The following is a 24,190-nucleotide window of genomic DNA, read 5'->3' as shown; positions in this document are numbered from 1 at the left end:
ACTAAAAAGAAGGGAAGAACATACGTTGACCTACCAAAGTATTCAAGTGACATTAGCAGAAAATGGTGTTTGTACCGTTAAATTAAATCGCCCTCAGGTGAGAAATGCACTTGGCCTTCAAATGCGAGAGGAATTAAAAGATTTTTTTACTGAAGTTCAAAACAATGATGACGTAAAAGTGATTGTTTTGACAGGTGAAGGAACTGCGTTTTCTGCAGGCGGTGATTTAAGTGCTTTAAAAGATGTAGATGCGGCTTCGGGTCGCAAGAGATTGCAAACGGGACATGAAATGATTTCTTCCATTGTACAGCTTGAGAAACCGGTTATTGCGGCTGTTAATGGAGCTGCAGCAGGAGCAGGCTTTAGCCTAGCATTAGCTTGCGACATAATTATTGCGAATCAATCTGCCGTTTTCATTCAAAGTTTTTCAAAGGTGGGGTTAATTCCTGATTTAGGCTCTATCTATTTTTTACCAAGACTTATAGGAAAGCATCGTGCACTAGAATTGATGTTCTTTGGAGATAAGATTTCTGGCGAGCAGGCGCATGAACTTGGAATTGTTAATCGGGTATTTGAAGATGATTTGTTTACAGATGAAGTATATAAACTAGCAAATCAGCTTACAGAAGGTCCGCAAATGGCTTTAGGGTTAATGAAGAAACTAGTAAATAGAAGCATTCTTGATGATTTGGCTCAGTCTTTGGAGTTAGAAGGGTTTGCACAAGCAATGTGCTTTGAATCAGCAAACTTTAAAGAGGGTGTCGAAGCCTTTTTTGAAAAACGAAAACCTGTTTTTAACCAATCATAGTCGACAAATAAAATCGGAGGCATTTTGCGAGCAGATGAAATTGATCTTGGATATGCGAATGGGCAAGCAGATATAATGAAGGGTTTTTCAGTTAAGAGACCATCAAGAAACAACCTTATATGATAGTTCAATTGGTGGTCTAGATGATAGTTCTTGTGAATACATGTATGTTGAAATTTTGTATAAATAGAGAGGTGGATTTTATGGAGCGTTTACCAAAAAGTTTAGAAAATTTAAGACTACCAGTTATCGGTTCCCCATTGTTTATTATTAGTAATCCAAAACTCGTGATTGAGCAATGTAAAGCAGGCATTGTTGGATCTATTCCAGCATTGAATGCACGACAAACGAGTGTACTTGACGAATGGTTAGCAGAAATAACGGAGGAATTAAACACGTATAACAAAAATAACCCTGAAAAACCTGCTGCCCCGTTCGCGATTAATCAAATTGTGCATAAAACGAATACGAGATTAGAGCAAGACATGGAGCTTTGTATAAAATATAAAGTGCCGATTATTATATCCTCGCTAGGAGCCCGTGAAGAAGTATTTGAAATGGCTCATAGCTATGGTGGTATCGTTTTTCATGATGTCATAACAAATAATTTTGCTAAGAAGGCGATTAGTAAAGGGGCAGATGGATTGGTTGCCGTTGCTGCCGGTGCAGGTGGACATGCTGGAAGACAAAGTCCATTTGCTCTAATACAGGAAATTCGGGAATGGTTTGATGGACCATTAGCCTTGTCAGGTTCGATTGCAAATGGTAGAGCTATTTTAGCGGCACAGGCGATGGGAGCTGATTTCGCCTATATTGGATCGCCATTTATTGCAACAACGGAAGCAAATGCGAGTGAAGAATACAAGCAAATGATTGTAGACAGTACAGCAGACGATATTATTTATAGTAATTTATTTACAGGTGTGCATGGCAATTATTTGAAAGGTTCTATTAAAAATGTAGGGCTTGATCCAGATAACCTAGAGCAAGGCGATCTTTCAGCTATGAATTTTAAAGAGGGAGATAAAAAAGCTTGGAAGGATGTCTGGGGAAGTGGACAAGGTATTGGTGCAATTAAGGAAGTAGTGCCAACGAGAGATCTGATTAATCGGTTTGAGGAAGAGTATAAAGAAGCACATATGAAAATGGCAATGCAAAAGCTCCCTGTATAGGATGGGTAAGATGAATTTAAGGATTAAAGCCAATCTATGCTTGAATTCAATTATGTTTTTAACAGACTTCTCTCTATAGGGAAGTCTTTTTTTGAGCAGAAAAAGCAGGAATACGATATTGTGAATTTCAGCTGTTAATATTATAAACTTTAATAAATGGTCTATTTTTTAGTGATTAGTTTTAAAAATTTTTCACAAAATGAAACCTTTAAACTAAATCGGTACTCTAAGATAGTAGGAGGGAATAAGATGGATCAGTACATACAACAAGCACTTGCTGGTGATGAAAATGCAATCCGGCACATAACTACGATACATAAGCCTAGATTACTCGCTAAAGCATATACATATATGAAAAATAAGCAGGATGCGGAAGATATTGTGCAAGAAACGTTCATAAAAGCATTTGGTGCACTGGCCCAGCTAAAGGAGCCGAAATATTTTGCGACATGGCTATATAAAATATTGATTCGTGAAAGCTTTTTTGCAATGAATAAGAAGAAGCGTACGGAGCTGTTAGAGCTAGAAATTATGGAACAGCTTCAGTTACTAGACCAGGAAAATAGCGAGGATTACAGCGAGTTGCATAACGCCATTGAAAGCCTTAAAAAAGACTACCAAATGGCGATCGTAATGCATTATTTTTATGATTTTAAAGTGTTTGAAATCGCGGAAATGCTAGGGAAACCAAACAACACGATTAAAATGCATCTGCACCGCGGCAGAAAGGCAATACGTAAAAAGCTAGAGGAAACAATGCAAAAGCCATTACAACAAAAGGAGGTAAAGCGCATGTTAAAAGAACAATTATTGGTCTTAGCACAGCAATATGGAAATGTGCCTGAGCATTATGAGCTAGAACTGGAAGATTATCATGAGGAAGGAATTGCTTCGTTTATGTGGCAAGGGCCAAGTAAAGATGAAGGAGTTTTTATTCGATTAGATGATAAAGGGCGACTTGATGATTTTGCGAAAACTCCCTCAAAAGAAGGTGCACCGATTACTGAAGAGATGAAGCTTAAAATAGCCGAGCGACTGCTACATGAACAATACCCGGAAGCACTTTCGTATTATACACTAATAGAACAAAATAAAAAGGAATCGAGTACAAGCTTTAAGTATGGACAAGTTGTGGGCGGGTTTCCATTAGACGGTTTTTATTGTCTTATAGAAGTAACCGATCCAGGTGAGATCATTCATTTCACCTATACGGGTTATATGGAAAATCCTCCAGAAATACCAAAGGAGCTTTACCCTACGGAACGTATTTTAAATGCATTGTATGAAGGTGACTGGTCAAGTTGTGCAGAAAGCTTTAATGAAAAATATGATTCCGTTGCAGCATCAGGTATATATGCTATCTATGAATCAAAGCTATTAAGGCAGGCCTATGATGCGGTAACAGGTAAACAATTATTTGATTCTGGTGATGAGAGAAAGCAAAATTATGTGCCATTTCCAAATGTTGAAGCATTGCCGAAAAAGTACAAAATTGGAGAAATCATTGGCATCAATGAGGAATGGGAGCAATATGAAGAGGTAAGCATGAGTATGGATGAAGCGTATGAAGAGCTGAATTGGCGTCCTAAAGGCTGGCAAAATCCTCAGGGGAAATCATACGAGCATTACATGAAAAGTAAATTTGAAAATCGAGTAAAAGCAAAGGTGGACAAACGTACGAAGCGCTTGAATAGTTTTATTTGGTTTGCGGATATTGAAGGTGAGGGGAAACTTTCTGAAGAGGAATGTTTACAGATTGCCGCACAGTTTATTCAAACATACTATTCGGAGTATACACCATATTTATATGTTGAAGTAAAAGATGAAGAGGACATAGAGGAAAACCGTGCCTTTTTCCGTTTTGTCGTGCAGAAGGATGGATTTTTCGTTGAAAATGAATTTTTCCATATGAATATTAGTAAAATAACAGGCGCTATTTTGATGTTTTTAACACCGAATGTAGCGGTTGAATATATTGAACAGTTTGAACCAAAAGCAATTAAGCCCGTTAAAGAATTACTGCCACTAAAAGGTCTAAAAGTACATCTGGAATGGGACAAGGTGTATGGGGAAACAGAACATGATGAGGATGAAATGCGCATTATTTACCGTATACGGATGACGGATGGTGCCTTTATAAAAGGGGTAAATGCGGAAAGTGGAGAGGTTATTTATAGTTTGATTTAATGAAAAGCCTGTGCGGTACAACTAACAAGATTTACCAATATTTTACACTAATTCGGCATCCGTGTCCTCTTAAAAAAAGGGGAGATTTTACCGTTATTTGAATGATGTAATTCATTTTTGGGATAAATAAGGGAACGTTTTACCGTTATTTTAAATAAAATCATGAAAAATCATGTTTTTTAGGTCAATAAGGGAAATTCCTTCCCTTATTTTATCTGTTTTTTAAGTTATTTTAAAAATAACGGAAATTAGTTCCTCTATTTATCCCGTTAAGCAATCCAACCTACAAATATTAGTAATGACCAAAAATTACATTAAAACATAGAAATTGTTAGTTAAATATGAGCATTTTGTGAATTAGTATGCAACATTTGACGCGATTAAACCGTCACGTTATAGTCAGGTTACAACTAGATATTATTTTTCAAAGAATAATATTTTCTTGAATGGAAAATATATAGCTTACTGACAACGAAGAAATATACTAATAGGAGACCTATATGCTACATTACACAAAACTGTTTTCATGTCATCAAAAGGAATGGCTCGTGCTGCTACATGGTCTAGGAGGCAAGAGCACCCTTTTTTATAAACAAGCGGATTATTTATCGCAGCATTATAATTTATTATTAATTGATTTACCGGGTCATGGCGATTCGAATGGGTTAGATGTAAATTACTATGTCGCAGCAGATGTAGTGCCGAAAATTACAGAGGTGCTCGAGAAGTTAAAGATTAAACACGCACACTTTTTAACATTTTCACTGGGGACAATTATCGGCAATGAGCTTATGTACCGTGCGAAGCAGTACATTAAAACGATGACGCTAGCTGGTCCGGTGCTCAAGTTTAATAGATGGTCGTCACTGTTAATTCAGAGCGCATGGATATTCCGCCATTTCGCACCATATATGCTCTTTTACAAAACATTTGCATACTTAATTATGCCGAAAAAATCGCATGCTAAATCACGTTTTTATTTTGTGCAGGAGGCAACGAAGTTAGGGCGAAAAGAGTTTGTAAAGTGGACGTATTTATTGAAAAATGCGAGGAAGCCCTATGAGCAGCTTAAGCAAAGTGACTGTACAATTCCGAAGTTTTATCTAATCGGTAGGGAAGATCATTTATTTTTAGATGAAGCTAAGCGAGCAGTAGAGAATAATCCATACGCATCATTACAAATCCTTGATGACTGCGGGCATGTATGCGTTATTGAAAAAAGCGCGGAGTCAAATGAAGCGATCCACCATTTTATCGAGTCCAATCAGGTGTTTGCAAAAGTTAGTTCACTGTGAGACTTTTCAACACTTTCATAATAACAACTTTAAAGCCACCTACACTTTTATAGTAGGTGGCTTTAAACACTTGTAATGAACATTTAGAGGAATTCATAAGGTATTACTTTTTTAAAATATAAAATGAAATTAGATAAGTACTCGTTTACTCTAAAATGATTGTTTTTTGTTCAATAGTAGTTTAAATGGTGCTCTTTTTATACTTATAAATATTTTTTTGGCTTTCTTCTATATCGATTACGGTTTCAAAACCACTTTAATGCAACCATCTTGTTTTGTGTCGAATATTTCATAACCATGTTTTGCTTTTTCAAGAGGGAGGACGTGTGTAATGATATCGCCAGCATTCACTTTACCATCAGCTATTAAGTTATAGACATGAGGCATAATATGAACAACTGGTGCTTGTCCAGTACGAATAGCTACATTGCGTTGGAAGATATCTCCGAGTGGGAAAGCGTTGTATCGACCACCATAAACACCAGTAATTTGAATCGTTCCTCCTTTACGTACAGCTTGACTGGCTATAACAATAGCTCCCATAGCACCGCTTTGCAGTTTTACGCCACTTGCAAGAAACTCTAAAGGCGTCATTTTTCCACTCATCCCGACACAATCAATGACAACATCTGCGCCGCCCTTTGTCATCTCTTTCAAATATTCCCCACAATTTTCATGGTCTTCAAAATTAACGATTTCTACCTTGTTTGTCTTCTTTGCGTGTTTAAGACGATAGCCGATGTAGTCAACTGCGATTACTCTTTCTGCACCTTTCAACCAAGCAAATTTTTGCGCCAATAGCCCAACAGGTCCGCAGCCAAGAATAACAACCGTATCTCCTTTTTTTACACCGGCATTTTCGACACTCCAAAAAGCAGTAGAGGCAGCATCGGCAAGGAGAACTAAACTTTCATCGGGAACTTCAGATCTCTCTGGAATTTTGAAGGGGAGAAAATTGCCATAGGGAACACGCATATACTCTGCCTGACCTCCAGGAAATCCGCCTGCTGTGTCTGAATATCCGAAGTAGGCGCCCATTTCACCATTGTCATTGGCATTATCGCATTGACTTTCCAACTCATGATTACAATACCAGCAGTTCCCGCATGCAACATTAAAAGGAATGACGACCCGGTCACCTTTTTTCACCTTCGTTACATCCTTGCCAACTTCTTCTACAATTCCCATTGGTTCATGGCCAATAACATAATCTTGCCCTATATTTGGGATCATACCATGCATCAGGTGCAAATCAGATCCGCAAATAGCTGTTGTTGTTAGGCGAATTATAATATCATCGGCTTTTTTTATTTTAGGATCTTTTACTTCTTTAACCTCAACATTTTTTATACCTTGGAAAGTAACAGCTTTCATTAAAAAATCCCTCTTTTCCGTTTACTTTTTTGGTGGGGTAGGGAACATGCCTTTGCGATTCATGCTCTTAGGGAATAGATCCAACTGTGCAATACTAATCGCATTCTCTGCAGATTTAATATCCAATTCCTTTTGACCTTCAAGATCATAGGGTTTAAGCCATTCTTTCTTCAACATTAGCTCAGAAATCTCAAAGTATATATCAATCATGACTTCTAGCTGCGTTCTCATGATTTTTTGGAGAGTTGGGGAAGCTGTTTCTGTTAAAGCGATTGAAAGATTTCGAATTCCCGTTTTTGTTGTAAGTAAAAATTCAAGGGCAATTCCCGAATCAGTTAGTTCGGGCATTCCGATTGAATTTAAAGGATCTAAATAGTCTTCCATAACATAGTCCTCCTAATATTCTAATTCCGATTTAGCGTAGAGCTTAACCATAGCGGTAAGTGCGGGGGTAGATAATTTTACGTTTTTGTCTAATAAAGTTCTTAAATCATCATCAAAGACTACACCTTGACTCAGCTTCGATTTAAGTAAACTAGTTGTCATAAAGTTAATGAGTTCATGAAATTCCATTGTTTCATGAAGTGCTAATTTTTTCTCAAACATGGTCATCCCACCTCCAGAGTTTATTTGAAAAAGTTTGCCCTGGAGCAAGTCTATTTATACAAATTCTCCTTTTAGATTGGATTAATTGAATAACTAAAAAGACGAACTGAAGCACATCCTTCTTTTGTGCTCCAAATTCGTCTCTTTATTTACGTTTGATAAAAACAATGATTAAGACTTATGCATTAAACCACATCTGTATTAGTCATCGTTAAGGTTGTCCGGAGTGGAAAGCAACTTTTAGCCTCATAATAATATTACTTATTATTGTTTTTCTTGATAAATTTAACGTTGTTGTTATTGTTGTTATTACGTTTAATTTGATTATGATCATTTAAATTATCAAAGTTGAAATCTTCGCCGAATTCAAATGCATTATTATTGTTCTTATTGTTATTATTATTACGTTGACGTTCACGTTTGAAGTTATTATTTTCCAATGCTGCTCACCTCCTTACGCATAATTAGAATGGCTTAAACAGCTATGGGAAATACTAATATTCAGTTGGAAATTCTCCCTTAAAAGTACAATTGATTCATAAAGAGTTGAATAAAAGTTGAGCAGTTGTATTAAATTCTAGTTTTAATTTCTTTACATTCAGAGCATACTAGTTAATAAAAAAATTTGCTTAGAGAGGTAAGTTGAGTGAGTGATTTAGAAAAGTATGAAAAGTTAAGAGCTTATATTGAACAACAGATAGCTGATATACAAGGAAATCTTGATTCGATAGGAATGGCAGAAAAATTAGCTAAACAAATGCAACTTCATTTTTTATTTCAGATAAAGGATAAAATGAATCAGCTAGATGAAGAAGATTGATTAATTTGGAAGGAAAATGACTCTTGAAAAGTTCTGCTCAACAAGCCACTCTATTTTCGGACAGAGTGGCTATTTTTATAAATTTTACTTGTAATAACCCGCCTATTTATCCATAACTTAATCGAGATAGTGATGGTACCATTATTGCTGAATGATATCTTTTAATATCCTATTGATCAATCAAAAGGTTGTAATATTCTTTGTAAGAATATTACAATCTATTACAAAGAGAATTGGCAACAATGGTAATAAGTAATACTAATCTTATTACTTTGAATCAATCCGACTATAAAAATAAATTAGAATTGGAGGACATTCATTGATGAAATACGAAATTCCTAAACTTTTGAAAGAACATGAAAACTTGATTAAAGGTACTTTTAGGTATAGTAATGAGATAAGTTTTAAGCGTGAAGAAACAAAACCTTATGAAAGTAAATTAGGGGGATGTCCCTATTTGGAAAATAATATAGATTATCCGATAGGTGAAAATGGAAAACCGATGTTGTTTTTAGCACAAATTAATCTGGGAGATCTTGAAAATATAGTTGAATTACCAGAAAAGGGATTACTACAATTTTTTGTTACAAACGATGACTTGTACGGTTTGGAAGACCCCATTTTCGTAAGATATATTGAAAGTTATATAGAAAATGAAGAACTTTTAGTGAAGGAACATCCTTATGGAAATGAAGAATATATCATGAATCTCCCTTTTTCACATAGTGGTAAAATGTATTTTAAATCAAGGGAAATGCCTATGTCTTCCTCATTAGATTTATTTCAAGAGACTTTTATGGATAAGTTATCAGAAGAAGAATATGAGAAATTGAGCGAAGATTGCTATAGTAGCGATAGCAGAATTGGCGGTTATCCATATTTTGTCCAAAATGACTATATTGGTTTTGGTGATGACGATTTTCTTTTATTGCAACTGGATATCGATGACGAATGCGGTATTATGTTTGGGGATTCTGGCAACTGTGTTTTCTCTATTCCAAAAGACGCTTTGAAAAATAGGGATTTTTCAAAAGTCGTGTATGATTGGCAAAGTTGCTAGTGAGATACCAAATCCGTCTAAAAAAGCCGCCACTAATAAGCGAAAGAGAGGTTTAAAGTTTATATGGATAAACAATCCTATGCAAGATATTTACTTCAATTGATGGATGATGATATGAATTCCGGGGAAGCAGATATCGATGAAGCACGATTCTATGGTTACTTTCAAATGTTTATGCCAGATGGAAAAGGTGTAGAGGCTACTTTTGAACCTCTTGAAGATGGGCATATTTATTTGGAGAGGATATTACAAATCTATGAAATGCTAAATCCTGTGGATTATAGTGGGCCCACAGTGTCAGGATATTTTGTTAGTAAAGATAGTAATGTACCCAATGATATACTCGTAGATTATGGCAGGCAGTTTATTCAAGGCTTAAAGGATTTATTGCTGGGATCTTCCGGAAAGTTTGATACGAAAGATTCTACCGAGTACCTAGATGAAATCGAAGAAATTAAAATTGTACCTCCCGGATCGATAGATGGAATTCGTCAGCAATATGATCCTGAAATATATGAGGCGATTTTTGATATAATCAGCGAACAGATTGAATACGATGAACCGATTGAAGTTTTGGACGAGGCATATTACTCGATTGCTTGTGATTACTGGATTTCATATTATCTTCAGTGGCCCCGTTATAGATTAAATGGTGACCCGTTCGCAGCTTATTTTGAACTGTACAGACATGGATACGCAGCGGTCTTCTCAGAAAATAAACTGTATATTGGTTTATAATTTTGGAGGTGAATGGAAATGACAGAACGAATACCATGCAGGATGGAAGGATGCAGCGCAACTATTCTACCGAGTACAGCAGCCAAAACAAACGGTATCTGCATGCCTTGCCACCAGGAGCAGGAACGAAAAAAACGGGTAGCTTATATTGAGAAAAACCGAAAAACGGTGAATCTCTATGAGGGATTAGCAGATCAAGTGGACATTCTCAAGGTCATGCATGCACCGAGAAAGTATGTTCCGCTAATTCAATACGTTCCCTTTCCAATAAGAAAGGAGAAGCTTTACGTTTCTTTATCAAACCAAGATGCGCAACGTATGCTGAATTATGCAATAGAATTACTCGCTGTTAACAAGGAAAGTGAAGCACAGGATATTCTATTAGCTTTGGTGTGCTACCGAAATGATAATATATCAATTGCTTTACCAGAGCTTATACAGCGCGGCTTGTTTCAGGATCCGATTCTTTTTAAAGATGCACCACAAGACATTCGGGATCAGCTTATAGAGCGGGTGTTATGGGATGAGGACAACCGAAATCATCTTCTCCTTGCGCTCGGCTGGATTGGTGATGCTAAGGTAATAAACCAGTACCAGGAATGGCATATGCATCAACCAAAATGGGCGGAACAGTTATATGTAACGCCTGAAACTTATGCTGTTGATGGAGGATGGGAGCTTACTTCGAATGGGGAAAGGCGTAATTTGGTAAATCCATTATGTTACGCTATCAGGCAAACTGACCAACAGGATGATGTTGTAATTGAAGAAAATCATGCCCGTTTTCTTGAGACGAGCGATTCAACATGCCCATGGTGCAATAGGAAGTTAACGAAGTTGATGGTCGCTGCTACTTCTCATCCGGCTTTGCAATATCTCGACCTGCAAATGGAGAACCTACAGGTGATAACCTGTGAATTATGTGGGAGCTTTAGCGTGATATATATGGAATTGGAATTGGACAAAGATGGCTTACCTGTCTGGAGCCGTTTTAATCAGGAACCCGTTTATCTCCCGGATTTAGATGACGTAAACAGCAGTACTGAACCCTCACCTAAACTAGTTCTATCAAAAGAGCCACAATCACCGTATTATGCTGCTGTTTGGACTATGTCACAATTGGATTCTCAGATTGGCGGGCACCCAAGCTGGGTCCAGGATCCTGAGTACCCGGTTTGTCCTTATTGTGAACGAAGAATGCGGTTTATAGGGCAGATTGATTATGCCGATTTTGACGAGTATGCTGAAGGCATCTATTATATGTTTATTTGTTCTAAAGACCTGATTACAGCAACGATATATCAGCAAAGCTGAATGGCATTCATGTTTAATATAGTACCGTTTCAAAGGAGTGGGTTACGCTTGAATTGGAAAGAAGTTAGCAAGACAGATGATCTTTCACTTGTGCAGAAGGCTGTAACGGAACTGGATGTGAATGAACGAGACGAGCGGGGAAGAACGCCGCTGATGCTTTTTTTGACCAATCGAATACCCGTTGAGGCGATAGAAATATTGATCGAACAGGGAGCAGATCTTGAGGCACAGGATAAACTTGGTGATACTGCACTAAAAAAAGCTGTAAAGTTCAAGCAAATTGAAGCCCTGTTAAAGCTCATCGAAGCTGGGGCCAAACTGGACTCCCCTTTCGGCATATTGGCTACAGCTTGGAATGCAGCTCGTATAGATAAAAAGATTGCGGACCTTCTGCTCGAAACCAAAGGAGCCGTTCGCCTTTCTCTGACACTAGAAGAGCAAAGGGTTGTTGATGGGGTTTTATATGAGGAGTCTCAGAAAAAGATGTGTGAAAAGATTGAAAGAATAAATTCGGCGGAAATCCTACATGCCATTGTGAACGAATATAACTGGGATGATGGCCCGGAACCGATGTTGTCGGTTTTTCATAATCCGGTCACTCAAAAAATTACACTTCTTGACATGTATGAATTGTTAGATGGAGATTATTGGCTGGATAAGGGGAATTCGAGTGATCCGCTTAGCACGGAAGAGGAAAGACGCTTTAATCAACTTGCGGTTGCCCTAAATGAAAGATTGGAGCGGACCAGCAGCTAAAAAAGCCCGCTTTGAAAACGGGAGGCTATTTCATGCTTTCCACTATGCCCCCATTTTCCTTGAGTCAAAAAATAATTCTACGGACAAAAGATTAAACAATTGATTTGTGCTACTCTTTTTTGTTTTATATATCCTGTCTGTTTAGATAAGAGGGTCTTTATTAGCTATTGCTTAGCAATTGGGAAAAGCCAATCGTATGAACTAAAGATTTGGCTGAAATGGTAGGACTTAAATCACAAAAACAAACAGGTTGAAAAACTTTACTCCCGCGTATTAGTAATTGAGAAAACAGGGTATATGTTAGATGTAATACTAGGAGGAGTAAAGATGAAACTTGAGTTTTTAAAAATTGAAAATATCGTAGAAACAGAGAAAAATAAAATCATTTATATTCCAGCTGGGGGCATCCAGTTTGGATTTAAAAATAAGATTATATCTTTAAAAGATCCGTTACGAATTGCTATGACACATGGGGGCAGCTTCCTCAATGTTGTTCGCTATATTGATTTCGTAGTTTACGATGACCTATCAATCTATACGACAGGTGAGATTAAGCGAGAGAGCTTATTTGGGATTGTATCAAATGACGAAGTAATATTAGCCATACATAAAGCGCTGGAAAAAAGCAGTAAGGATGTTCCGTTTTACAGGTCATTGGATTTTAAAGAAATGTATAACCGTGATTTTGAAGAAGGTTACGATCAGAGTGCTAAATTTGAGGTAATGGATATAGAGATTTAAAACTTTAATAAACCGTAGCGAGTACAGTCGCTACGGTTTTCTTCGTGATATAGGGGTTATTATATCTATTTAGCATAAGGCAACCGATGGGCAATCGATGTTAATTAAATGTTTCTTATCTAAATATGGATAAATATGTTAATATTAATTAACTTATTCACATTTATGGAGGGAGGGTTTATTTTTATGGGAGTCTCATTATGTAAAGCGAACTTAGATGATGCCGCTATTCTTCATGAAATGCAAGTCAAATCATTTATGCCTTTACTGGAAAAATATCAAGATTATGATACAAACCCTGCCAATGAATCTTTAGAAAGAGTGATTACTCGGTTTAATCAATCCTATACAGATTATTATTTAATCAAATATTTTGAAGACATAATTGGTGGTATTAGAATAGTTAAGTTGGATAAAAACGCTTATCGTATTAGTCCAATATTTATATTACCTGAACATCAAGGAAAAGGAATCGCTCAAAAAGTTTTTTCGGAAATAGAAAGTATATACCTTGATGCAAAATCATGGGAGTTGGACACTATTATGCAAGAAGACGGGCTTTGTTATCTGTATGAAAAGTTAGGTTATAGGAGAACAGGAGAAATAAAGAAAATCAGTGATAAAATCACTATTATTTTTTATAAAAAATCCTGTGATATTTAAAATTAAAAAAATGAATTCAAGTGGTAGTGTCCAACTTAATGTAGCCCATACATATTTAAGAAAGAAGGAGCACAATGAACTATATTAAATCATTACGACAACACATTGGTACAAGACCAATAATTGCACCGGGGTCTGCCATTATAGTTTTAAATGAAAAGAATGAAGTATTATTACAATTACGCTCGGATACAAATGATTGGGGGCTTCCTGGTGGCGGTATGGAAATAGGAGACAGTTTTGAAGAAACCGCTCTAAAAGAATTATTTGAAGAAACAGGATTAATCGCTCAAGAATTACAATTAGTTGGATTAGCTTCTGGAAAGGAATTGTATTTTAAGTTCCCACATGGAGATGAAATTTATAATGCAACTGCGATTTATAAAACTACAAATGTAACTGGTTCTATTAAGAAAAATGAAGAAAGTAAAGCATTAAAATATTTTTCTTTAGACAAACTCCCTAATCTCAACTATACAACTTTAAAGTTACTTGAAAAGGTAGGCTATATATCAAATAACTATGAGACAAATATTTCTAAAATATAATGGTCTACAAATTAATTATTCTTAATTAAAGAACTGTGTTAAATATTCGAAATAAGCGAAAACCGTAGGGAATATAACCACTTATTTATTTGGATGGTTATGTTAGTCTACGGTTTTTCTTTGACGAAAAAAACAACACTTGTAACTTACTTTTTGATATTAAATTGACTATGGTGATTAAGCTATTTGCAAGCAATTTTACAGTGGGAATGTATAGGTTAATAATTACTATATTTTTAACTAATTATTTATCATCGAACTTCTAAAAGTGGGTCTAAATTTCTAAAAATTAAAATATCTTTTAGTTATAAATGATTATTTTGTATTTTCTATTAAGGAAATTTGACATTCCTATTGTCGTTTTTAAAGTTATCTTGATATAATTCATATGCCCTAGAGCTTACATAACTTTTTACTTAAAGTATTAATTTTAAAATCCAACAATTAGATTAGGAGAATCGAACATGAAAAAAACAGGCATTCAAGTAAACACAGTAAAAAAAGTAGTGAACATTTCTGTAAATGGCAAAATGACAATGGAAGATGCCAATGCATTCGTTGCAGACTACAATGCTAAAATGAAAGCAATCACACCATCTACTTTTGATCTAGAAGTTGATTGCACACAAATGCAATTATTGAATCCAGATATGACTGCAAATTTAACGGAAGTCATGAAAATGTATAAAACAACAGGATTCAAACAAGTGAAATTTACAGTAGATAATAATATAACGTTAAAAATGCAATTAAATCGTCTTGCAAACAGCGCTGGACTTACAAACGCAACAGTTGAATTAATCAAATAAATAATCGTAATAACAATAAGTTCAGCGAGGAGTTAATTCATAGTATGACGAGTATTAAAATAAAAAATGTTGCTTTTTATCATCCGGAAAATTTAGTAACAAATGAGTTTTACTTAGAGCATTTTAAAGAGCAAGGAGAAGATGTTACTAACTTCTTAACTTCGATGGGAAGAAATGAACGATATATCATCGACAATAATGAAAACTCCTTAACAATGGGTATTGAAGCGGCTAAACGTGTATTAGAAAAGGCTCAATTAACTGGGAAAGATATTGATATGATTGTATTTTCTACGCAAGTGCCTGAGCATACATTACCTACAAATGCGATGTTTGTGCACCACGAAATTGGTGCATCGAATCATACAATGCTGCTTGATAGTAACGCCAATTGCGCAGGCATGACGGTTGCAGTGGATAATGCTTCGCGGTATATGATGGCAAACCGACGTATTAACCGTGCGTTAGTTATTGGCTCTGATGCTAACAGCTTAATTTCCAATCCTGAACAGGCCTTTACATATGCTAATTTTTCAGATGCAGCAGCAGCCATCATACTTGAAAAGACAGAAGAGGCCGAAACAGGTTTTATTGATGCGGTATACGAAGTAGATTCAGCGAATAGAAACAATATAATTTATCCAAAAGAAGGATTCTCTCAAACAATCGGCAAGAAAGAGCATATCGTTTTCACTCCGTTTGATGGTGCGATGGCGATTCCAGCTGCATGTGAGATGATTGAAAACCTATTGAAAGATAACGGTTTAACGATAGAGGATGTTAATTCGTTTTGCTTATCGCAATTTGCATTATCGAATATTTTGAAAATCCAAGATCACTTTGATATTCCAGAAGAAAAGATTGTATATGTAGGTGATCGATACGGCTATACGTCTACTAGCAGTCCTTTCGTTTGCCTAAATGAAGGTATTGAAACAGGCCGTATAAAACGAGGCGACATTGTATTGTTCTGGACTATTGGAGCTGGTCACGAAATGGTAGCAATGTTATTTAAATATTAAAAATACAAATTTTAAGGCGGTAACCATATATGGTTGTCGCCCTTTTTTGTCTTTTTATATTTTCTAGGTCGGGAAATTGGAGAGGGGATAATGCGTCATTTTCCTACTCTTGTTTTATAATGGAATTTATAGTTTTTAGATAAGGAAGTGATTTTTTTGGTCAGTAAAATAATTTTAGATCACAGAGTAATTCAATTGAATAGCTATGAAGAAGAAAAAGTAAATGGGCGCTATAAAGTCTCGGTCATTTTTGATGTGACAAGTGAAGATTATCATGACGTTGCGACTTTACTTTACAACGGAACATTTGACGTTAAAATTCCTGAGAAAGAATTAATGTTTAGAGGAACGATTTATAACTACTCGACTTCTATTACAAATTTGTATGAAAAAGATCAGGTAGGGCAGTATACATTGACTTTAGTGGAAGAAAGGGACTGAATTTGAATGAGATTAAGCATATTAGATCAATCTCCTATCTCTTCCAACCAAACGCCTAGGGATGCATTAAATTGGTCAATGAAATTAGCACAGGCTGGGGAGGCATTTGGATATACAAGATACTGGATTGCCGAACATCATGATTTATCTGGTCTAGCATGTCCTGCACCTGAAGTAATGTTAAGCTACATTGGTGCTCACACGAATCGAATTCGGTTAGGATCTGGTGCGGTTTTATTGCCTCATTATCGACCATATAAAGTGGCCGAGACATTTAATATGCTCGCGACATTATTTCCAAACCGTATTGATTTAGGGATTGGACGAGCACCAGGTGGTTCTTCTGAAGCGATGACTGCTTTGTCGGGTAACTTTATCAAAAATGTTGGGAACTTTCCTACCTTAGTAAGAGACTTACTTCATTTTATAAACGACGATTTCCCAACGGATAACGAATATTCAAAGTTATCGGCTTCTCCCATACCTGAAAATCCACCAGAAATTTGGCTACTAGGAACGGGTGAAAAAAGTGCCATACTAGCGGCGGAACATGGTTTGCCATATACTTTCGGACATTTTATGAGCAATTATGATGGAGCTCCTATCGTTAAAAAATATATTGATACCTTTAGACCAAGCAAAGAAGGGGAAACGCCACAAGTCATCGTGACTGTGAATGTTATTTGTGGAGAAACAACTGAAAAAGCAGAAGAAGTTGCAGCAAGCTATCTCATTTGGTCTTTACAAATGGACAAAGGGAAGGCACATCAAGGGGTTCCTTCTATAAGTGAAGCGAAGCAATATACATTAAATGAACAGGAAAAAGAAACGTTGAAAAAAATGAGGCAAAACATGATAATTGGCAATCCTCATGAAGTGAAACAGAAATTATTTGAGTTAAAGGCCAAATACGAAGCAGATGAAATGATGATTAATACAATCACATACTTACCGGAAGATCGAATTCGCTCCTATGAACTTATTGCGAAGGAAGTGTTTCAGAAGGACATTACTTAGGGGCTTTAATCTCAACCATCGGGCGCATTCTTGAAGGAGAGTTGCGCCTTTATTAGCTAAAGGGCAATCTAATGTTGATTTAGAAAATTAAACAAACAACTACCGCTTCCCCCATTTTGCAAAGTTTCTTAAATAGAGAATACCTAAAGTCATAAATAATGTACCATTTACTTTATACATAAGCGTTTTAGAAGTTTCATCATGGACTGTTATACTAAGAAGTAAAGAGCCCCATATAATGATCAGTAGTCCTATGATTGAGTTTATTATTTTCATAATTACACATCCTAAACCAATTTTTTACATTAATTATTACTTCGATATGTTAGTTACTATATCCTTTAATCATTTGTAAAGCGTCACATCACGCTATAGAGAGGTTTGTACTCATCCAATATATAAAGCATATGGAGGTGTTTATGTATGAAGAAATTAATTTTCATATTTAGTATCATTTTTATAACTGCTTGTTCAAATGAATCACATTCTATTTATGGAGAAATCTCTTCAATTGAAGAAGGCAGCATCAATGTTGGCTGTTCAGATTTAGTTAGTAGTAAAGATGACATAGGTTATTCTTGTACTATAAAAATAACCAATGAAACGCTTATTAAGACTCAGGCTGGTGAGGTATTAACATTTGATGAATTAAATATTAATAATATCGTTTCAGTATATTTTAAAGAGCCAATATCATTAAGTACCGGTACTGAAAGGCCAACATTTGAGGCTAAAGAGATAACGGTGATCGAAAATTAGAAATATAAGGTGTGAGGTTTTTGCTATTAAAAAAGAGTTATTGGGGGATTTAAATGCCTCAATAACTCTCAGTAAGAAGTTTTATTTGTAATAATTGGGAATAGAAGTAACAGGCAAAGTAGATTGGCTACACCGAATTGGAAATAAGCAAACCCTTCAAAGCCATAGAAATAAATATACCCCACAGAAATCATAATAATTCCGCCAGCTAATAAAACAAATGTAGGGATAACTGTAACTAATTTAGGAAAGCTTTTCTTTCTTAGATAAATGGAAAGTATTATAAATATAACACCTGCTAATATACCCAACAAAAAGGGACTCCAAAAAAGCATACATATACACCTCCTACATATCATTTTACCATAATTTTACTCATAAAAACAAAATAATCCATTTTGTAACGGGAATTCATACATCAGTTAGCTTTTTAAGTTTCTAATTTCAAAAATACTCTAACAGTTTTTAGCCATAGAAGCATAAAAGTGTTTTTCATTTTATAAAAAAATGAAAGTTACTAATAAAATTTTGACTCCAAACGTAAGGGAGTCCTCCAAAAAGGAAATGCCCGAAAACTATACCCACGTGATTGAGGACTTAAAATAATGGTCACAAAAAGTCTCAAACTTGTGCCCCCCATCTTATCGAATTTTTCCAGCTAAATACTCCGACATAAATTAAAAATCAAGAGGGAAATTGAATATAAACAAATAAATTCGGGTATAAAGCATAAAGATAGGTTTAATATTTTTATAAGTAATGTATTTTAGAGGAGGTTTTATTGTGGCAGAGAACAAAGACAAACATGTTGCAAAAAAAGAAGATGGGGAACGTGAGATTCTAACTACTCGTCAAGGACACCCTGTAAGGGACAACCAGAATATCCGCACAGTGGGTAACCGTGGACCAGCGACTTTAGAAAATTATCATTTCATTGAAAAAATTTCACATTTCGACCGTGAAGAGGTTCCTGAACGTGTAGTACATGCACGTGGTTCAGGTGCTTTCGGTTATTTTGAAACTTACGGCAAGGTTGGAGATGAGCCGGTAGAAAAATATACCCGCGCAAAAGTCTTTTCTGGTGCCGGTAAACAAACGCAACTTATGGTGCGTTTTTCTACAGTAGCAGGTGCAAAGGATTCACCTGAGACTGCACGCGATCCACGCGGCTTTGCGGTGAAAATGTATACGGAAGATGGCAACTGGGATCTTGTAGGTAATAATTTAAAGATTTTCTTTATTCGTGATGCGATGAAGTTCCCTGATATGATCCATGCTTTTAAAGCAGATCCGGTTTCCAACGTACCGAATCCACAGCGTATGTTTGACTTTGTTTCACGTACACCGGAAGCGACGCATATGATTACGTTCCTATTTTCTCCTTGGGGTATTCCAACGACATATCGTCATATGCAAGGTTCAGGTGTTAACACATATAAATGGGTTAATGAAAAAGGTGAAGCTGTACTTGTGAAGTATCACTGGGAACCAAAACAAGGTATCCGCAATTTGACACAAGAAGAAGCAAACTCTATTCAGGCTACAAACGTAGGACATGCTACACAGGACTTATATGAATCAATTGAACGTGGAGAGTATCCAGAGTGGGAACTGTTCGTCCAAATTATGGAGGACGACTATCATCCGGAACTTGATTTTGATCCACTTGATGACACGAAACTATGGCCAGAAGATAAGTTCCCTTGGTTGCCTGTAGGTCGTATGGTGCTTAACCGCAATCCTGAAGATTTCCATGGAGAAATCGAGCAGGCTGCATTCGGAACTGGTGTTCTAGTAGACGGTATGGACTTTTCGGACGATAAAATGCTGCAAGGACGTACATTCTCTTACTCAGATACACAGCGTTACCGTGTAGGCTCAAACTATTTAAAATTGCCAGTCAACGCACCAAAGGCACCGGTTCGTACAAATCAGCAGCGTGGTCAAATGGATACTCGTGATCCTAAAGAATCCGGTGAAAACCCGCATATTAATTATGAGCCGTCAATGATTGGTGGCTACCGTGATGCAGGGGATAAAGCACACCCACCACATCAGCCATCTTATAATGCGGCATTAATGAGTGAGCCTATTGATCGCCCGAATAACTATGGTCAAGCTGGTGAAACATACCGCAGCTTTGAAGACTGGGAACGTGAAGAGCTCATTAAAAACTTATCGGATGCTCTGGCAATCTGTGATAAGCGCATTCAGGAAGCGATGTTTGATCACTTTACACAGGCGGATGAAGATTATGGCCGCCGTGTTAAGGAAGAGACTCAAAAGAAAATGAAAGAAATCGAAAAAATGGCTCAGGAAGGTAAATTACCAGGCCGAGAGTCAGGATTTTCTAAATATGGACAAGGTACGACTGCTGCGAATGAAGCAACAAAAGATGCAGTGAAGAAAAGCCATGAGGCAGATCCGTATTAATAATTAAATCCAATTAGTTAAAACTAAAAGACTTAAGTTTGGTATTCAACCAAGCTTAAGTCTTTTAACTTAACTGTGATTTGTAGTGGCGGTGTAGTTACACTTATTGGTGGAAACATGACTGTATTTATAAAGGAGAGATAGTTATCTACCACCTTCAGGATGAGTGAATTTTTGAGGAGACTATCAACGGAATATGTTCATGATAAAGCGTAACCCCTAAAAATAGAGAACCCCCTGTTGGTAACAGCCTCCTATTAAAGTATCTTTAAATTAACGTACATTGCTAAAAGGAAACCTACAAGTGCGCCAATAATCCCCAAAAGAATCATTGCTAATCCTTGTTTCTGCTCTTGATAATCTCTTCTTAAAACTATCCCTATACAAATAGGGAAAAATATAAAAAATGGCGGCATTAAAGTAATAAATAAGAACGCCACAGAGATCCAACCAATTGAGCTTAATATAGAACCGCCGTTTTTTTCGCCTCCATAGCTCCCCCTTAATCATCAAATCAATTAGAGAAGATTAAACTTCTTAATAAACAGTAATTACTCTTCTAAATGTTTTAGGTCATGTAAATCAGATGTACTCCACCCTCGTTGGGTAATGTCACTTTTATTACGGACGAAATATTTATATTCCACTAGTGGTTCATTATCAAATATTACGCCTATATAATATGGATTCAGGTGTTTATAGCCGTCCTCCCGATGGGGCACCGTCCTATAATCCCAAGTTTCTCCAGGGTACTGTTCTTCCAAATATATCTGTAGATAACCTACTTTTTTTTCAATTTGCATATCAATCCAATAGGGACGTACTAAATAAAAAATGCCAAAGGACACTAAAAATAAAATAGCCAATCCCTGACTAACTTTTCTCCATTTTCCTTTTAAAATAATAGAAACTGATAGAATAACAAGTAAAATCCCACCGACTATGAACAATTCAATTAGTTCAGTTGGATGCAATGAATATCCCCCTTTGTATTGAATCAGTTAGTTCACATTCCTAAGTAGCTTCATCATTGTTTTTTAAAATAATAATCAAGGTAAGCTTTTTCTTCAACCGGAGAAAGCAGATCATAAGCTATCCCAACGTTTCCGCCTTGAAGCTCCCAAATTGCGTTATGGTCCTCAACTGCTTTAGAAAAATCACCTTCTACCCATCTGCTTAATATATCTATATAAATTTGACCCCATTCGTACTTTTCTTTGTTCATTTCTGCTATTTCGAGCAAACGTTCAATGCGCTCTTTCGTAATCATATGAACGCCCCATTTCTGGTCTGCTTTTACTTTTTGATGAGACATGGCATGAATTACTTCTTGCAATTGAAATTCTAACATTCCATCTGGGAAAAATTCGATTAAATCAAGCTTTTGGTTCTCTGGCATATCCTTCTCAGGAGTTTGAAATCCTTTTTCAATTTGTTCCCGAGCCTCCTCAATTTCTTGTTCCGTTGGCTGTTTTAAATAAGCATCTAAATAATAAATTCCAACTGCCAGTGCTAGAACCCCTACAATAATTCCTAGAATGATTAGTGTTTTCTTCATTTAAAATACTCCATTAACCCACGTGCAACAGCTAGCTCTACGTCCTCATTTTCACTCGCTAAATCTATAATAAATTCATTAATCACTGCATGTTTTACTTCTTCAGTAATTTTAACCACTCCTTACTTGGTAATTTACTACCAATATAATTGTAAGATGATTTGAAACAGCTTACAAGACTAAAAGGAAAACTGCTCCCAATTGACAGGTCTTAAACTAGCCATTCGTCGAACGTACCATAAAAGTTAGCTCTTTTTTATATTTCGGGATTACGATTGAATATTTTAAATAAATGTAATAAATGTTTTTTCTAAATAAAAATTGTGGATTTGGAGTTAATAGTAATTTTGTATGTATCCCTATTGACATTGTCGGAATTGGAAAGTAAGATTATTGATGTATAAAATAGAAAGCATAACTAGGTATTTAGGAGGCAATTCAATGAAATTTCGTAAATGGCAAGTTCCTTTCGCTGCAACTGCACTAGCACTTACTTTAGCAGCTTGTGGTGGAGATGATTCTTCAAAAGATAAGACGGCTACAGAGCAACAACAGCAAGTAGAATACCGTGATGAATTAAATATCGCGATTACAGCTCAGCCACCAACACTTGATACGGCACAAACTGTATCGGCAGTAGCTTTAGATATCGCAGGAAACATTTATCAACAATTATTCCAATTAGATGCAAACTATGAGCCACAACCAGTATTGGCTTCTTCTTATGAAGTAAGTGAAGATGGTAAAACATATACAATTAAATTACGTGAAGGTGTAAAATTCCATAACGGTGATGTCATGGAAGCTTCTGACGTTGTTGCTTCGATGAATCGTTGGTTAGTAACATCTTCTCGTGCAAAATCATTATTACAAGGTGCTGAATTTACAGAAGTAGATCAAAATACGGTTCAATTAACAGTACCAACAGCAACTTCTGATATTTTAGTATTAATGGCTTCTCAAGCACAGTTCCCTTCAATTATGCCGAAGGAAATTATCGATTCTGCAACAGCAGAAGGCTTCTCTGAATATGTAGGTACAGGTCCATACCAATTTAAAGAGTGGAAGCAAGATCAAAATATCCAATTAACTCGTTTTGATGAGTATGTAGCCGTTGAAGGTGCGGAAGAGGCGAGTGGCTTCACTGGTGAAATAACTGCTCCAACAGAAACGTTAACGTATCATTTCGTAACAGACCATGCGACGCGTATTGCTGGGGTTCAAACGGGTCAATATGATATAGCAGATAGTATTCCAATCGAAAACTATGATCAATTAGCAGCAGACAAAAAATTAGAGCTGCTAACATTCCCAGGTGGAACCTTAACGGCATTCTTTAATACGACAGAACGCTCATTGAAGGATGAAAAAATTCGCCAAGCAGTTTTAGCGGCATTAAATAACGAAGAAATTATGTTAGCGGCATTCGCTAAACCAGAACTTTATTCTTTATCACCAAGCTATTTAAATGAAGCACAAGTGCAATGGACAAATGATGCAGGTGCTGAGTTTTATAACCAAGCAAATGCTGAAAAAGCGAAAAATCTTTTAGAAGAAGCAGGTTATAATGGTGAAGAAATCGTATTATTAACAACAAAAGATTACAATGAAATGTACTCAGGTACTCTAGTAATTCAAGAACAATTACGTCAATTAGGTATGAATGTACGCGTAGATACATTTGATTTCCCAACGTTCTTAGAAACAAAGGGTGATACAAGTAAATGGGATATTTTCTTAGCAAGTACAGGTTACCAAATTACACCACCACAACTATTAGCTGTAACACCTGACTGGGCTGGCTTACACGATGAGACAGTAGCGGCAGGCTTACAAGCTATTCGCTCTGCAGTGACGCCAGAGGAAGCGAAAGCTGAGTGGGAAAAAGTTCAAGGTTATATGTACGAACATGCAACATCAACTGTTTTAGGTCACTATAATGGTGTAGTCGCAGTAAATAAAGAAATCGAAGGATTTGAGTTATTTGAAGCACCAGTAGTTTGGAATGCTAAAATCCCAAAATAATGTATAAATAAAAAAGGAGGGTGTTAATTGCTCTCCTTTTTCTT

General features: G+C 36.2%; 27 protein-coding genes. 19 read left to right on the top strand and 8 right to left on the bottom strand.

The genetic code is table 11. The annotated features are described in order from the left end of the window. Positions 1-25 precede the first annotated feature (25 nt). The 4 genes from MHH95_RS14645 to MHH95_RS14630 all read left to right on the top strand — a co-directional run bounded on the left by MHH95_RS14645 (position 26) and on the right by MHH95_RS14630 (position 5,462). On the top strand, positions 26-808 hold the full coding sequence (locus tag MHH95_RS14645) for an enoyl-CoA hydratase/isomerase family protein (protein WP_340728187.1): 783 nt from the start codon (positions 26-28) through the stop codon (positions 806-808). 203 nt (positions 809-1,011) lie between these two features. Next, positions 1,012-1,980 carry an NAD(P)H-dependent flavin oxidoreductase gene (locus MHH95_RS14640; RefSeq protein WP_340728186.1) on the top strand — a complete coding sequence of 323 codons (969 nt, stop codon included), beginning with the start codon at positions 1,012-1,014 and terminating at the stop codon, positions 1,978-1,980. 249 nt (positions 1,981-2,229) lie between these two features. Further along, on the top strand, positions 2,230-4,167 hold the full coding sequence (locus MHH95_RS14635; RefSeq protein ID WP_340728185.1) for a sigma-70 family RNA polymerase sigma factor: 1,938 nt from the start codon (positions 2,230-2,232) through the stop codon (positions 4,165-4,167). Positions 4,168-4,667: 500 nt separating this feature from the next. Next, positions 4,668-5,462 (top strand): alpha/beta fold hydrolase, encoded by a 795-nt coding sequence (locus MHH95_RS14630; protein WP_340728184.1) that lies wholly within the window; start codon positions 4,668-4,670, stop codon positions 5,460-5,462. A gap of 237 nt (positions 5,463-5,699) precedes the next feature. On the opposite strand, the gene MHH95_RS14625 is transcribed toward MHH95_RS14630, so the two are convergent. The 4 genes from MHH95_RS14625 to MHH95_RS14610 form a co-directional block, all read right to left on the bottom strand. Then, positions 5,700-6,836 (bottom strand): zinc-dependent alcohol dehydrogenase, encoded by a 1,137-nt coding sequence (locus MHH95_RS14625; protein ID WP_340728183.1) that lies wholly within the window; start codon positions 6,834-6,836, stop codon positions 5,700-5,702. Positions 6,837-6,857: 21 nt separating this feature from the next. Further along, positions 6,858-7,220, bottom strand: a complete 363-nt coding sequence (locus MHH95_RS14620) for a spore coat protein (protein ID WP_191701548.1) — start codon at positions 7,218-7,220, stop codon at positions 6,858-6,860. A 12-nt stretch (positions 7,221-7,232) separates the two neighbouring features. Then, positions 7,233-7,442: a spore coat protein gene (locus tag MHH95_RS14615; protein WP_340728182.1), complete on the bottom strand. Its 210-nt coding sequence runs from the start codon at positions 7,440-7,442 to the stop codon at positions 7,233-7,235. 257 nt (positions 7,443-7,699) lie between these two features. Then, positions 7,700-7,882 (bottom strand): histidinol-phosphatase, encoded by a 183-nt coding sequence (locus MHH95_RS14610; RefSeq protein ID WP_340728181.1) that lies wholly within the window; start codon positions 7,880-7,882, stop codon positions 7,700-7,702. A gap of 206 nt (positions 7,883-8,088) precedes the next feature. Between MHH95_RS14610 and MHH95_RS14605 the strand changes: the two genes are divergently transcribed. From MHH95_RS14605 to MHH95_RS14550, 12 genes are all read left to right on the top strand, one after another. Further along, positions 8,089-8,262, top strand: coding sequence for a hypothetical protein (locus MHH95_RS14605; protein WP_340728180.1), 174 nt, complete (start codon positions 8,089-8,091; stop codon positions 8,260-8,262). Positions 8,263-8,584: 322 nt separating this feature from the next. Then, entirely contained in the window at positions 8,585-9,322 is a 738-nt protein-coding gene (locus tag MHH95_RS14600) for a YwqG family protein (protein WP_340728179.1), read from the top strand. Between the two features lie 63 nt (positions 9,323-9,385). Further along, a complete protein-coding gene (locus MHH95_RS14595; RefSeq protein ID WP_340728178.1) occupies positions 9,386-10,060 on the top strand; it encodes a hypothetical protein in 675 nt (224 codons plus the stop codon). An 18-nt stretch (positions 10,061-10,078) separates the two neighbouring features. Further along, complete coding sequence (locus MHH95_RS14590) at positions 10,079-11,374, top strand: DUF1963 domain-containing protein (RefSeq protein ID WP_340728177.1); 1,296 nt, start codon at positions 10,079-10,081, stop codon at positions 11,372-11,374. Positions 11,375-11,422: 48 nt separating this feature from the next. Then, the gene (locus tag MHH95_RS14585) at positions 11,423-12,130 is read left to right on the top strand and encodes a DUF4274 domain-containing protein (RefSeq protein WP_340728176.1); all 708 of its coding nucleotides are present in this window, start codon (positions 11,423-11,425) and stop codon (positions 12,128-12,130) included. A gap of 327 nt (positions 12,131-12,457) precedes the next feature. Next, positions 12,458-12,871, top strand: a complete 414-nt coding sequence (locus MHH95_RS14580) for a molecular chaperone (protein WP_340728175.1) — start codon at positions 12,458-12,460, stop codon at positions 12,869-12,871. Positions 12,872-13,057: 186 nt separating this feature from the next. Continuing rightward, complete coding sequence (locus MHH95_RS14575) at positions 13,058-13,534, top strand: GNAT family N-acetyltransferase (protein ID WP_340728174.1); 477 nt, start codon at positions 13,058-13,060, stop codon at positions 13,532-13,534. 74 nt (positions 13,535-13,608) lie between these two features. Beyond that, on the top strand, positions 13,609-14,082 hold the full coding sequence (locus MHH95_RS14570) for an NUDIX hydrolase (protein WP_340728173.1): 474 nt from the start codon (positions 13,609-13,611) through the stop codon (positions 14,080-14,082). Positions 14,083-14,546: 464 nt separating this feature from the next. Beyond that, a complete protein-coding gene (locus MHH95_RS14565; protein WP_340728172.1) occupies positions 14,547-14,891 on the top strand; it encodes a hypothetical protein in 345 nt (114 codons plus the stop codon). A 44-nt stretch (positions 14,892-14,935) separates the two neighbouring features. Continuing rightward, a complete protein-coding gene (locus MHH95_RS14560) occupies positions 14,936-15,913 on the top strand; it encodes a ketoacyl-ACP synthase III (protein ID WP_340728171.1) in 978 nt (325 codons plus the stop codon). Between the two features lie 156 nt (positions 15,914-16,069). Continuing rightward, entirely contained in the window at positions 16,070-16,354 is a 285-nt protein-coding gene (locus MHH95_RS14555; RefSeq protein ID WP_340728170.1) for a DUF3219 family protein, read from the top strand. A gap of 6 nt (positions 16,355-16,360) precedes the next feature. Next, positions 16,361-17,371, top strand: a complete 1,011-nt coding sequence (locus MHH95_RS14550; protein WP_340728169.1) for an LLM class flavin-dependent oxidoreductase — start codon at positions 16,361-16,363, stop codon at positions 17,369-17,371. Positions 17,372-17,470: 99 nt separating this feature from the next. Here MHH95_RS14550 and MHH95_RS14545 read toward each other — a convergent pair whose 3' ends face one another. Further along, positions 17,471-17,647, bottom strand: a complete 177-nt coding sequence (locus MHH95_RS14545; protein ID WP_340728168.1) for a hypothetical protein — start codon at positions 17,645-17,647, stop codon at positions 17,471-17,473. 147 nt (positions 17,648-17,794) lie between these two features. On the opposite strand from MHH95_RS14545, the gene MHH95_RS14540 reads away from it, so the two are divergent. Continuing rightward, complete coding sequence (locus MHH95_RS14540; RefSeq protein ID WP_340728167.1) at positions 17,795-18,130, top strand: hypothetical protein; 336 nt, start codon at positions 17,795-17,797, stop codon at positions 18,128-18,130. A 68-nt stretch (positions 18,131-18,198) separates the two neighbouring features. Here MHH95_RS14540 and MHH95_RS14535 read toward each other — a convergent pair whose 3' ends face one another. Then, on the bottom strand, positions 18,199-18,465 hold the full coding sequence (locus MHH95_RS14535; protein WP_339212484.1) for a hypothetical protein: 267 nt from the start codon (positions 18,463-18,465) through the stop codon (positions 18,199-18,201). A gap of 448 nt (positions 18,466-18,913) precedes the next feature. Between MHH95_RS14535 and MHH95_RS14530 the strand changes: the two genes are divergently transcribed. Next, positions 18,914-20,563: a catalase gene (locus MHH95_RS14530; RefSeq protein ID WP_340728166.1), complete on the top strand. Its 1,650-nt coding sequence runs from the start codon at positions 18,914-18,916 to the stop codon at positions 20,561-20,563. Positions 20,564-21,114: 551 nt separating this feature from the next. Here the strand turns inward: MHH95_RS14530 and MHH95_RS14525 are convergent. Together MHH95_RS14525 and MHH95_RS14520 are read right to left on the bottom strand one after the other, a co-directional pair. Next, the gene (locus MHH95_RS14525) at positions 21,115-21,537 is read right to left on the bottom strand and encodes a hypothetical protein (RefSeq protein WP_340728165.1); all 423 of its coding nucleotides are present in this window, start codon (positions 21,535-21,537) and stop codon (positions 21,115-21,117) included. 53 nt (positions 21,538-21,590) lie between these two features. After that, positions 21,591-22,121 carry a DUF6241 domain-containing protein gene (locus MHH95_RS14520; RefSeq protein WP_340728164.1) on the bottom strand — a complete coding sequence of 177 codons (531 nt, stop codon included), beginning with the start codon at positions 22,119-22,121 and terminating at the stop codon, positions 21,591-21,593. A 441-nt stretch (positions 22,122-22,562) separates the two neighbouring features. Between MHH95_RS14520 and MHH95_RS14515 the strand changes: the two genes are divergently transcribed. Continuing rightward, positions 22,563-24,146: an ABC transporter substrate-binding protein gene (locus tag MHH95_RS14515; protein WP_340728163.1), complete on the top strand. Its 1,584-nt coding sequence runs from the start codon at positions 22,563-22,565 to the stop codon at positions 24,144-24,146. Positions 24,147-24,190: the final 44 nt, after the last annotated feature.

The sequence above is a fragment of the Solibacillus sp. FSL K6-4121 genome (assembly GCF_038002585.1).
In the GTDB taxonomy this organism is placed as follows: Bacteria; Bacillota; Bacilli; order Bacillales_A; family Planococcaceae; genus Solibacillus; species Solibacillus faecavium.
This window is presented reverse-complemented; position numbering and strand designations above follow the sequence as displayed.

What these genes read in the sequence shown, in the direction of transcription:
- MHH95_RS14545 (WP_340728168.1), bottom strand. Translation starts at nt 17,647, where the DNA reads ATGAAAATAATAAACTCAATCATAGGACTACTGATCATTATATGGGGC.
- MHH95_RS14570 (WP_340728173.1), top strand. Translation starts at nt 13,609, where the DNA reads ATGAACTATATTAAATCATTACGACAACACATTGGTACAAGACCAATA.
- MHH95_RS14540 (WP_340728167.1), top strand. Translation starts at nt 17,795, where the DNA reads ATGAAGAAATTAATTTTCATATTTAGTATCATTTTTATAACTGCTTGT.
- MHH95_RS14550 (WP_340728169.1), top strand. Translation starts at nt 16,361, where the DNA reads ATGAGATTAAGCATATTAGATCAATCTCCTATCTCTTCCAACCAAACG.
- MHH95_RS14575 (WP_340728174.1), top strand. Translation starts at nt 13,058, where the DNA reads ATGGGAGTCTCATTATGTAAAGCGAACTTAGATGATGCCGCTATTCTT.
- MHH95_RS14565 (WP_340728172.1), top strand. Translation starts at nt 14,547, where the DNA reads ATGAAAAAAACAGGCATTCAAGTAAACACAGTAAAAAAAGTAGTGAAC.
- MHH95_RS14615 (WP_340728182.1), bottom strand. Translation starts at nt 7,442, where the DNA reads ATGTTTGAGAAAAAATTAGCACTTCATGAAACAATGGAATTTCATGAA.
- MHH95_RS14620 (WP_191701548.1), bottom strand. Translation starts at nt 7,220, where the DNA reads ATGGAAGACTATTTAGATCCTTTAAATTCAATCGGAATGCCCGAACTA.
- MHH95_RS14625 (WP_340728183.1), bottom strand. Translation starts at nt 6,836, where the DNA reads ATGAAAGCTGTTACTTTCCAAGGTATAAAAAATGTTGAGGTTAAAGAA.
- MHH95_RS14635 (WP_340728185.1), top strand. Translation starts at nt 2,230, where the DNA reads ATGGATCAGTACATACAACAAGCACTTGCTGGTGATGAAAATGCAATC.
- MHH95_RS14560 (WP_340728171.1), top strand. Translation starts at nt 14,936, where the DNA reads ATGACGAGTATTAAAATAAAAAATGTTGCTTTTTATCATCCGGAAAAT.
- MHH95_RS14515 (WP_340728163.1), top strand. Translation starts at nt 22,563, where the DNA reads ATGAAATTTCGTAAATGGCAAGTTCCTTTCGCTGCAACTGCACTAGCA.
- MHH95_RS14590 (WP_340728177.1), top strand. Translation starts at nt 10,079, where the DNA reads ATGACAGAACGAATACCATGCAGGATGGAAGGATGCAGCGCAACTATT.
- MHH95_RS14595 (WP_340728178.1), top strand. Translation starts at nt 9,386, where the DNA reads ATGGATAAACAATCCTATGCAAGATATTTACTTCAATTGATGGATGAT.
- MHH95_RS14580 (WP_340728175.1), top strand. Translation starts at nt 12,458, where the DNA reads ATGAAACTTGAGTTTTTAAAAATTGAAAATATCGTAGAAACAGAGAAA.
- MHH95_RS14630 (WP_340728184.1), top strand. Translation starts at nt 4,668, where the DNA reads ATGCTACATTACACAAAACTGTTTTCATGTCATCAAAAGGAATGGCTC.
- MHH95_RS14520 (WP_340728164.1), bottom strand. Translation starts at nt 22,121, where the DNA reads ATGAAGAAAACACTAATCATTCTAGGAATTATTGTAGGGGTTCTAGCA.
- MHH95_RS14640 (WP_340728186.1), top strand. Translation starts at nt 1,012, where the DNA reads ATGGAGCGTTTACCAAAAAGTTTAGAAAATTTAAGACTACCAGTTATC.
- MHH95_RS14535 (WP_339212484.1), bottom strand. Translation starts at nt 18,465, where the DNA reads ATGCTTTTTTGGAGTCCCTTTTTGTTGGGTATATTAGCAGGTGTTATA.
- MHH95_RS14600 (WP_340728179.1), top strand. Translation starts at nt 8,585, where the DNA reads ATGAAATACGAAATTCCTAAACTTTTGAAAGAACATGAAAACTTGATT.